The sequence below is a fragment of the Mucilaginibacter sp. genome, from assembly GCF_036383575.1.
In the GTDB taxonomy this organism is placed as follows: Bacteria; Bacteroidota; Bacteroidia; order Sphingobacteriales; family Sphingobacteriaceae; genus Mucilaginibacter.
Genome location: NZ_DASVOB010000384.1, coordinates 1 through 9,957, shown reverse-complemented (window position 1 = coordinate 9,957; position 9,957 = coordinate 1). Strand labels below are relative to the sequence as shown.

10 protein-coding genes are annotated in these 9,957 nt (G+C 43.1%); 4 read left to right on the top strand and 6 right to left on the bottom strand.

Features of this window, described 5'->3' with window-relative positions:
- Positions 1-204 (top strand): lactonase family protein (locus tag VF500_RS13415; protein WP_330860155.1); only part of this gene is annotated, 204 nt, incomplete at its 5' end.
- Positions 205-331: 127 nt separating this feature from the next.
- On the opposite strand, the gene VF500_RS13410 is transcribed toward VF500_RS13415, so the two are convergent.
- From VF500_RS13410 to VF500_RS13395, 4 genes are all read right to left on the bottom strand, one after another.
- On the bottom strand, positions 332-811 hold the full coding sequence (locus VF500_RS13410; RefSeq protein WP_330860154.1) for a hypothetical protein: 480 nt from the start codon (positions 809-811) through the stop codon (positions 332-334).
- Positions 812-860: 49 nt separating this feature from the next.
- Positions 861-1,028, bottom strand: coding sequence for a hypothetical protein (locus VF500_RS13405; protein WP_330860153.1), 168 nt, complete (start codon positions 1,026-1,028; stop codon positions 861-863).
- A 182-nt stretch (positions 1,029-1,210) separates the two neighbouring features.
- On the bottom strand, positions 1,211-1,795 hold the full coding sequence (locus VF500_RS13400) for a non-canonical purine NTP diphosphatase (RefSeq protein WP_330860152.1): 585 nt from the start codon (positions 1,793-1,795) through the stop codon (positions 1,211-1,213).
- Between the two features lie 21 nt (positions 1,796-1,816).
- Entirely contained in the window at positions 1,817-2,410 is a 594-nt protein-coding gene (locus tag VF500_RS13395) for a hypothetical protein (protein WP_330860151.1), read from the bottom strand.
- Positions 2,411-2,588: 178 nt separating this feature from the next.
- On the opposite strand from VF500_RS13395, the gene VF500_RS13390 reads away from it, so the two are divergent.
- Both VF500_RS13390 and VF500_RS13385 read left to right on the top strand, forming a co-directional pair.
- Positions 2,589-4,058 (top strand): peptidylprolyl isomerase, encoded by a 1,470-nt coding sequence (locus VF500_RS13390; protein WP_330860150.1) that lies wholly within the window; start codon positions 2,589-2,591, stop codon positions 4,056-4,058.
- A 4-nt stretch (positions 4,059-4,062) separates the two neighbouring features.
- Positions 4,063-5,025 carry a MoxR family ATPase gene (locus VF500_RS13385; protein ID WP_330860149.1) on the top strand — a complete coding sequence of 321 codons (963 nt, stop codon included), beginning with the start codon at positions 4,063-4,065 and terminating at the stop codon, positions 5,023-5,025.
- A 137-nt stretch (positions 5,026-5,162) separates the two neighbouring features.
- Here VF500_RS13385 and VF500_RS13380 read toward each other — a convergent pair whose 3' ends face one another.
- Positions 5,163-6,980 carry a serine hydrolase domain-containing protein gene (locus VF500_RS13380; RefSeq protein WP_330860148.1) on the bottom strand — a complete coding sequence of 606 codons (1,818 nt, stop codon included), beginning with the start codon at positions 6,978-6,980 and terminating at the stop codon, positions 5,163-5,165.
- Entirely contained in the window at positions 6,967-8,598 is a 1,632-nt protein-coding gene (locus VF500_RS13375; RefSeq protein WP_330860147.1) for an amidohydrolase, read from the bottom strand. Before VF500_RS13375 ends, VF500_RS13380 begins: the two co-directional genes overlap by 14 nt.
- Positions 8,599-8,725: 127 nt before the next feature.
- Here VF500_RS13375 and mutL point away from each other — a divergent pair.
- The coding region (gene mutL, locus VF500_RS13370; protein ID WP_330860146.1) for a DNA mismatch repair endonuclease MutL at positions 8,726-9,957 on the top strand (1,232 nt) is incomplete at its 3' end.

Below are 9,957 nucleotides of genomic sequence, written 5' to 3'. Positions count from 1 at the left end.
TTTGTGGCCCGTCAATCAACCTACGGTAAAAATCCTCGCGATTTCGCTATCGACCCAACAGGTAAATTCCTGATCGTAGCCAATCAAAACAGCGATAACATGTGGGTATTTAAAATTGACCAAAATACAGGCAAGCTTTCCCAAACAGGTATCAAGGTGGATATCGGTAACCCGGTATGCTTGAAATTTGCACCAGCTGAGTAAGCTGAAAGCAGAAGGCTTAAAGCGGAAAGCTAACTATTACAATATAAAAAAAGCTCAAAGTAGTTTTAATATAAACTACTTTGAGCTTTCCTTTTTTGCTTTAAGCGTTGAGCCTTCGGCTTTAAGCTTAATTCTTGGTAAACGAATAAACAATATATCCTGTACTATTACCTACGGTAACAGGTGATTTCAGGGTCATGGTTGATCCATCATTACTTGCAATATCCAAACGGTAACCTTCGGCTACGTTTTTGGCTTTATCGCCTTCGTAAAGTTTTTTGAACTGGAATTGGGTACCGGTTGTACCGCCGTTATAAACCGACCAAAATATGGTTTGCGATGTTCCGTTGGTTAAAGTGTAAATGCCGTTGCCGCTGTTGGTAAGCTTCCATGTGCTGCCAACAAAACCTTCGGGAGGGGCCTGGTCAAATACGCTTTGTACTGCATTTTGTACAAGACCGTCATAACTTACATTATTGCAGGTCCAGGTGCCAACAAATTTACCGCGCGATACATTAGACGTAGTAGTGCTTTTGGTTGACGAGCAGGCCGAAATGACCAAAATAAGCGAAAAGATTGCGATTGAGGTTTGAATTAACTTTTTCATGACAGTATATTTTATGCATAAATAGCATAAATCCTGCCAAAGTGCACAATTATAAATTCACTGCTTGCTGCCGGGTACGCTTTTCTAATTCGTTTAACCTTTTATTGATCGATTCGGCAATCTGATCGGCCTCCCGAACCTTTTTTAGGCTATTAATAAACTTGGGATTGGTGTCCCTGTTCGATAAAATTTTACCGATCTGCTTAATAATGTTCATAGGTATTCCTTATAGCTCTATTTTACGGGGTATAAACAGGTAAGGTTGCGTTAAATTTTAAAATATTGAATAAAATCCGATTAAACGTTTTATCAATTTAAAAAAATCAAAGCGCATCGACAGTAAAGTCCTGCTTTATAGTGCTGTTAAGTTCAATGTGAATAATTTACTATCCGAAGAAATTACTCATCAGCCCCGTTCAAGAATGCAATCAGCTGCTCCATAGCTTTTGCCCGGTGGCTGATAGCATTTTTTTGTTCCATGCTCATTTCAGCAAAGGTAATATCATATCCTTCGGGCTCAAAAATAGGGTCATAACCAAAACCGCCGTTCCCACTTAATTCTTTCCGGATAGTTCCTTCAACAGTACCTTCAAAAAAATGCTCTTCCCCATTCCAGATCAAAGAAATTACGGTACGAAACCGGGCTTTGCGGTTGGTTTCGCCTTTTAGGTTATCAAGCACTTTACTGATATTGGCCGCATGGTTACCGTGCGTGCCTGCGTACCTGGCCGAGTAAACACCCGGTTCTCCGTTCAGGGCATCTATTTCCAGTCCGCTATCGTCGCCAAAGCAGTTAAGCTTATATTCGGTGTATACATGGTGGCTTTTGATGGATGCATTGGCTTTAAATGTATTGCCGGTTTCTTCAATATCATCGTAACAGCCAATATCATGCAGGGTTAACAATTTGATAGCCCCATTGAGCTTGGCCGAAACTTCATCAAGCTTGTGACGGTTATTGGTAGCAAAAACTAATTGCTGCATATTATTTATGGCGATTTTTATTTATAACGTTTTTACCAGTTCCCAAAATGTTTTCTTATGATCTACATTATCCATCATTTCATCAAACGAGTAAGTGTAAAGCACCGTGATGCCGTTTGAGGTTACCGGCTTATTCGGTTTAAGCACTTTGATATCCTGCGGCAGGGCATCTCCTCCCAAAACAAGCACTTTGGTTGGCTTAAAAAAAGGTTTTAACTGGCTGAATTTGGTTTCGCTATAGTTGGCCAGGTTGAATATCGCTACATCATCGGGGCCAAGCTCTTTACGCTTAAGGATGTTTTCAAGAGCAGTTAAATGCCCGGCGTTTATAAAGTCATCTGCCTTATAATGAGTAAGTACCAGGAAATTCTTTAAGTTTTTGCCCCGATACTTAAAATCGGAAACCGGCGTTTGTATTACAGGCTGAGGTTCAGGAGTTAAGGAAGGTGTGACTGCTACCGGTTCGGGTTTTGTATGTTCAATAACAGGGGATAATGGTACTGCTGCGGTAGGTTCGGGCTCAGCAATTTTATCGTATAACATTTTATCTGCATTGAGCAGGTAAAGTTCATCCTCTAACAAAAAACGAAACGCGGCCGGGTTCTCAACTTTCACTTTAACAAATTTTAACCAAAAGTAGTTAAACGATCTCAAGCTTTATAGGCATATTAGCACAATTATAGCCGGCTGATTTTGCAGAAAATATTTGTTCGGCTATAATTAATAAATTTTACCGAAATTCGTAGTTTTTAACGGGTTAACTATCCCGTTTTATTTAGCATAACAGCGTTACATGAGAAAGTTAGGAGTATTAGTACTAAGTTTTATTTTAACAATAACATTTGCAAAGGCACAGGTAGCATCAGATACGTCGGCAAAAAAACTGGTTAAAGCCGATTCGGTTATTGCCACCACACCAGGCAAAACGCTTGATAAAATTGCAGCAGTGGTTGGTAACAGCCCAATATTGCTATCAGATATTGAACTGTCATACGCTAACTTTTTGGTACAGGGCAACCAGCCCGATCCAACCGTTAAAGCGCGGATCCTGCAAACCTTGCTAACCCAAAAGCTGCTTGCCCAGCAGGCTGCTATTGACAGTATTGAGGTAAAGGAAGAAGATGTTGACGCCAACGTTGATCGCCGTATGCGTGAAATGACGCAACGTGCAGGCGGACAGGAAAAACTGGAAGCGTTTTTAGGCCGCTCAGTTATTCAGTATAAAGACGAGATAAGGCCCGACCTAAAAGAGCAAATGGTTGCTCAGAAAATGCAGCAGCACATTACAGAAAAACTGAACGTAACCCCTCAGGACGTAAAAAAATACTATGACGGCATCGCGAAAGACAGTCTGCCATCATTTAATAAAGAGATTGAAGTTGGTGAGATCGTTTTTCAGCCGAAACTGAACAAAGACGAAAAAGATCTTTATAAAGCAAAAGCCGAAGAGTTAAGGCAGCGTGTTAAAAAAGGCGAAGACTTTGGTACACTGGCCAGGCTTTATTCGCAGGATCCGGGTTCAGCGCCAGAAGGTGGTGACCTTGGCTTTGCCGATCGTACCACTTTCGTAAAAGAATTTACAGCTAATGCCTTCAAATTAAAAGCAGGTGAAATTTCCCCTGTGTTTGAAACGGATTTTGGTTTCCACTTTTTACAGGTAATTGAACGCCGCGGCGAGCAAGTGCACGTAAGGCACATCCTGGTTACACCAATTGTTACACAGGCCAGCTTAGACAGGGCAAAAGCCAAAGCCGATAGTATTTACAATTTACTTGTAAAAGATAAAAATATGGCTATTGACTTTTCAAGCGCCGCCGCCTATTACTCCGATGATAAGGATACCAAATACAACGGCGGTATGATGCTGAACGCAGAAGATGTTCAAAGCCGCTCAACATTTATCCCAACCGATAAACTTGATCCTAAAGTGGCTCTAATTACCGATACGATGAAAGTTGGCAGCATTTCAAAACCTGATATCTTTACCGGTGCCGATGGTAAAAAGAGCTACAAAATATTGATGCTTAAATCGGCTACCAATGCCCATAAAGCTAATTTAGAGCAGGACTTTCCTAAACTTAAGGAATATGCCTATAATGATAAGGTTAACAGAACTGTATCGCAATGGTTTGAAAAACGCCGCAAGGAAACTTTCATTAAAATTGATAAAGAATATCAATCATATGATGTGTTGAAGAAATGGGTAAACACTAACCCTACGCTGGTAATCCCTGAAACCAAGATCAAATCATCATCTAAATAACTTTATGCAACACCGTTCTGATGTAGAAGCTGCAGACGCTTTAAAGCAGGCCTACCAGCAAATTCGTGCCGAAATAGGTAAGGTAATAGTTGGCCAGGACGAAGTGATCAAATTTGTGCTGATCTCTATTTTCAGTAACGGGCATTGTTTATTGGTTGGCGTACCGGGGCTTGCAAAAACCCTGCTGGTGCAAACTGTATCGCAGGTACTTGACCTTGATTTTAAAAGGATCCAGTTTACGCCCGATCTGATGCCTTCAGATATTATCGGTTCTGAAATATTAGGTGAAGACCGTAATTTTAAATTCATCCACGGGCCGGTTTTCTCAAACATTATCCTGGCCGATGAGATAAACCGTACACCGCCAAAAACGCAGGCTGCATTGCTTGAAGCCATGCAGGAAAAAGCAGTTACCGCGGCCGGTGTTACCCATAAGCTTGCACAGCCATTTTTTGTATTGGCAACCCAAAACCCTATTGAGCAGGAAGGCACTTACCCCTTACCTGAAGCCCAGCTGGATAGGTTTATGTTTAACGTAGCCCTTAGCTATCCCTCATTTAAAGAGGAATTACAGGTTGTTAAAAACACTACAAGCACCAATAAAGTAGAAGTAAATAAAATATTAAACGCTCAGCAGATCATCTATTTTCAGCAACTGGTACGCAACATCCCGGTTACCGATAATGTGATGGAATACGCGGTAAAGCTGGTGTCAAAAACCCGCCCTAACAGCGAATTTACCACTCCGCAAATTAACCGTTTGCTAAGCTGGGGCGCAGGCCCAAGGGCATCGCAATTTTTAGTATTGGGGGCTAAATGCCACGCAGTACTTAATGGCAAGTACTCACCCGATATTGAAGACGTACAGGCCGTAGCCAAACCCATTTTAAGCCACCGCATAGTACGCAGCTACCATGCCGAGGCCGAAGGTTTATCGGCATCTGATATTATTGAGCAACTGTTTTAGGTTAGTGATTGAAGGTTGGAGATTAGAGGTTAGTTTTAATTGCCTCAATAAAGAAGAAGGTCTTGTGGCAATAAACCACAAGACCTTCTTCTTTTAAAACCAAATCCGAAATCGAAAATCCCAATTCCGAAATCCCTCTACAATCCTTTCGTTATCGCCTCATACACCACGTCCTGAATCCTTGGTCTTATGTTCAGGCTGCCCAGTTTGCTGCCTACCGACGGATTTACCCGGTTTGACAGGAACACATAAACGAGGTTATATTTAGGATCAACCCAGATACAGGTACCTGTAAAGCCGGTATGGCCATACGTTTGATCAGAAGCCAGTTTTGAAGGATAATGCCTGTCGGCTATCGGGTCCCAGCGGTCAAACCCTAAGCCACGACGGCTTACCGGGGATTGTTTGGAGGTAAACAGGTCAACTACTTCCGGTTTAAAGTATTGCGTTCCGCCGTAACTGCCTTTGTTTAAAACCATTTGATACAATATAGCTACGTCATTGGCACTACCAAACAAACCGGCGTGTCCGGCAACCCCGCCTAAAAGCGCGGATGTTGGGTCATGCACATAACCATCTAATAACGACATGCGGTATTCCTTATCATTTTCGGTTGGGATTATCCTGTCGGGTGTAAAACGATACAATGGCAAAAAGCCTGCGGTTTGCATCCCCAGCGGGGTATAAAAATGCTGTTGAACATATACATTAAGCGGCACGGCTGTAATATTTTCAACTACCTCCTGCATAAACAACATGCTCACATCGCTGTATACGTATTGTCCTCGGGTTTTCAACGGAGAGCTCAGCATCTCGGGGAACATTACATCTTTATAGTAGTCCTTCCGTAAATAATAGTGGTCGGATACTTTTGTTGGATATGCAGCAGATGAATCTGTACTGTGATCTGCTGGTTTCACCTTCTCAAACGACTGGATATCGGGGATCAAACCGGCCTGGTGCAGCAACACTTCGCGGATCTGGATATCGTTCTTGTTGCTTTTGCGCGCAAGGGGAATATAATCGCCAAGGGTTTTCTCCAGGCTTAGTTTACCCTGATCGGTAAGCTGCATGGTTTCCATAGTAGTGGCCGATACCTTGGTCATAGAGGCAAGGTCAAAAATATCGGTCAGCTTATCGGGCATTACATTATCATAGGTGTGATATCCATAAGCTTTATTAAATATCACCTTACCATCTTTAGCAATCAATACCACGCAGCCCGGAGTAGCATGTTCACGGATAGCTTCCTGCGCTATTTTGTCGATACCCTGCAGGTTTGCGGCGTTTATCCCCGCCTCTTCAGGAACGGTATATTGCAACCTGGTTTTATCGGTGATAAAACCCATCCCCGTTTTATAAACAGCGCTGTAGTTTTTGGTTAATTTTTGTGAGATAGCTATCCCCCCAAATATAGCTTCGGCACTGTACATGGCCGATACCTGGGATACCCGCTCCGTCCAGATCAACGGGGCGGTAATAACATCAAGCTTGCCCAATACTGATCCGTTGCCAAAAGCAGCGACAATTACATTCTTGTTTTTTTGATTGGAGCTGATAAAATCGAGCACATCAGGGTTGCCCAGATCAGCATCGTTTACCTGTACTATAATGGTGTTATAAAACTTCAGGTCGGATGTTAGGTTCGCCAGCGTTTTATTCCCCGAATAGGTTGTACCATCAAACAGATCAACCTTATTATATTTATTTAAAAGGCTGTCAAAAACGGCGGTATACTGGTTACTAAAATGCACGCTGGCAATTTTTAAATCCTCCAGCTTTTGCAAAGGCACCAAATAGGAAGCATTGTTAAGCAACACGGTTGAATTGCCAACCAATCTTTCTTCGGCAATGAAAGCCTGCCCTGTTAATGGCGGGTTTTGCGCACAAGCGGTATTAAATAATGCAAACCCTAATAGTACTAAAGGAACACGGCCCCATTTATTTTTTATCATATACTTTAACTCCGTTTATATAGGTTTTTGTCACTTTGGTTGTTGAGATCTCGCTGCCCTTTATCTTCATGATATCCTTATCCAATATCACAAAGTCGGCAAACTTACCAGGTTCGATGCTACCTTTCTCCTTTTCCTCAAAGTTGGCTTTGGCAGCCCAGATGGTCATGCCTTTTAATGCTTCAATCCTGCTCAAAGCATTTTCGGGCTGAAAGCCACCTTCAGGAAAACCTTTCAGATCTTTACGCTCAACCGCTGCATAAAACGTATAAAGCGGGTTAATATTCTCAACCGGGAAATCGGTACCCAGCGGCAACCATCCGTTTTGCTTCAGCAATTGCTTATAGGCATAAGCTGTTTTAAGCCGTTGGTTGCCCAATCTTTTGCCGGCCCAGTACATATCTGACGTCGCGTGCGTAGGCTGTACCGATGGGATAATACTATACTGACCAAACTTATCCAGATCCTGTGGTGATACCACCTGCGAATGCTCGATACGCCAGCGAAGGTCATTTTTGCCTTTTAAATTGGCCGCATAGACTTTAAGCATCACCCTCACCGCCGAATCGCCAATGGCATGTGTACACATCTGGAAACCGTGGGCTGCTATTTTAGGCGCTATCTCTTCAAAGTGTTTCTGGCTACTCAGCAAAAATCCGCTCCATTTGGCCGAATCGGCATAGGGTTGCAGCAGACAGGCACCTCTTGAACCAAGCGCTCCATCAGCATAAACCTTAAACGCCCTTACATTTAAGCCCGGCGTTTTAATAATACCATGTTTAAAAAGATAGTCGTAGTTTTCCTGCCTGTCGGCCAGCATCACATACAGGCGAATTTTCAGGTCGCCTTTGTGTTGTAGCTCATTAATAGTATTTATCATGGTGTAAGGCAATCCGCAATCATCAACTGTGGTAAGCCCCACTGCAAAACAATTTTTTTGTGCCGAAAGCAGGGCAGTATCTATAATAGCTGCCGTAGGTTCCGGGATTTTACGAGTAACTATACCCACTGCATTATCAACCAGTATGCCGGATAGCTTTCCGTTACTGGTTTCTATTTCGCCTCCATTAATGGTTTGTCCAGGTTTAACACCGGCAATGTTCAATGCGGCTTGGTTAGCTATAACCGCATGACCGTCAACCCGGCTAAGTATTACCGGTCTCATCGGGAACAGCGAATCTAATTTTGCCTTATCCGGAAAATGCTTGTTCGTCCAGTCGTTTTGATCCCAGCCATTACCGATGATCCAGCCATCGGTATTACGGTCGGCAAAGGCTTTTACCGAATCAATGATCTCGGGCCAGCTATGGGTACCCACCAGGTTTACTTCCTGCAGGCCCATACCGTATTCATAAAAATGGGCGTGAGCATCAATGAAGCCGGGGTAAATTGCAGCCCCCTGTGCATCAATCACTTCGCGGGCATTATATTTTTGTTCAAGGGAATCGGCATTGCCTACTGCAAGTATCTTTCCTCCGCTTACCACAAATGCGCTTGCTGTTGTAAAATTGCTATCTACGGTGTATACAACCGCGTTTTTTACCAGCATATCGGCATTGTATTCCTTCTGTTTGCAGGCTGCTGCCAGTAATAGCAGCGCGGGCAATAGTCTCTTCATAAAGTGATTGTATGTTTATTGTAATTGTATTAAGCCACAAAAGTATATACAACTATCAAATCATAAAGTTATGCCATCAAATATTTAATTTAGCATCGAAATAGAAATTGAAGGGAATTTTTTTTAGATGTCAGACATTATTCAGCTTTTACCGGATGCCGTTGCCAACCAGATTGCCGCAGGCGAAGTAGTTCAGCGACCGGCTTCTGCGGTAAAGGAATTGGTTGAAAACGCTATAGATGCAGGTGCGGACAAGATCCAGCTTATTATTAAAGATGCCGGTAAATCATTGATACAGGTTATTGATAATGGCTGCGGCATGAGCCTTACCGATGCCCGCATGTGCTTTGAGCGCCATGCTACCTCCAAAATACGCAAGGCCGAAGATCTGTTTGCCATCCGCACCATGGGTTTCCGGGGCGAAGCAATGGCATCTATCGCCGCTATTGCCCAGGTGGAGTTGAAAACGCGCCGTCATGAAGATGAATTGGGCAGCTGCATCATAATTGAAGGATCGGAAGTAATAAGCCAGGAACCCTGTGCAGCAAATACCGGTACATCCATCTCTATAAAAAACCTATTTTATAACACCCCGGCCCGCCGCAACTTTTTAAAAAGTAACCCGGTGGAGATGCGCCATATTATTGACGAGTTTCAACGTGTGGCCTTGGCGCATCCACAGATATTTTTCACCCTTCACCATGACAGCCAGGAGGTTTATCACTTGCCGGGTACTACACTTAAACAACGTATTGTACACCTGTTTGGCAATAACTATAACCAGCGGCTTGTTCCGGTTGAAGAAGATACGACAATTATTAAACTGCGTGGCTTTGTGGGCAAACCCGAGTTTGCGCGTAAAACCCGCGGGGAGCAGTTCTTTTTTGTAAACAACCGCTTCATCCGTGACTCGTATCTTAACCACGCTGTAACAACTGCGTTTGAAGAATTGTTGCCGGATGATTGCTTCCCGTTTTATGTGCTGTTTATTGATATCGACCCTTCCAAGATCGATATCAACGTGCACCCTACTAAAACGGAGATCAAATACCAGGACGAGAAGGCTATTTATGCCATTATCCGTTCGGCGGTAAAACGATCGTTAGGGAGATATAACATTACCCCCAGCCTGGATTTTGATCAGGAAAACAGCATTGAACACCTGATCACTCCCAAACCATTTGAAGATATCATTGCTCCTACCATTTCCTTTAATCCGGACTTTAACCCCTTTGCCAATAAGGAAGAAAAGCCAAGGCAGGAGCATCCATTTTTAAGGGATAGCGGAGGGTATAAAAAAGACCCGATCCCGCAAAACTGGGATACCTTATATGAGATCAGCAAAAAGGAAACCCTTTT

Coding starts and splice junctions, on each gene's coding strand:
- VF500_RS13410 (WP_330860154.1), bottom strand. CDS start 811: ATGAAAAAGTTAATTCAAACCTCAATCGCAATCTTTTCGCTTATTTTG.
- VF500_RS13405 (WP_330860153.1), bottom strand. CDS start 1,028: ATGAACATTATTAAGCAGATCGGTAAAATTTTATCGAACAGGGACACC.
- VF500_RS13400 (WP_330860152.1), bottom strand. CDS start 1,795: ATGCAGCAATTAGTTTTTGCTACCAATAACCGTCACAAGCTTGATGAA.
- VF500_RS13390 (WP_330860150.1), top strand. CDS start 2,589: ATGAGAAAGTTAGGAGTATTAGTACTAAGTTTTATTTTAACAATAACA.
- VF500_RS13385 (WP_330860149.1), top strand. CDS start 4,063: ATGCAACACCGTTCTGATGTAGAAGCTGCAGACGCTTTAAAGCAGGCC.
- VF500_RS13380 (WP_330860148.1), bottom strand. CDS start 6,980: ATGATAAAAAATAAATGGGGCCGTGTTCCTTTAGTACTATTAGGGTTT.
- VF500_RS13375 (WP_330860147.1), bottom strand. CDS start 8,598: ATGAAGAGACTATTGCCCGCGCTGCTATTACTGGCAGCAGCCTGCAAA.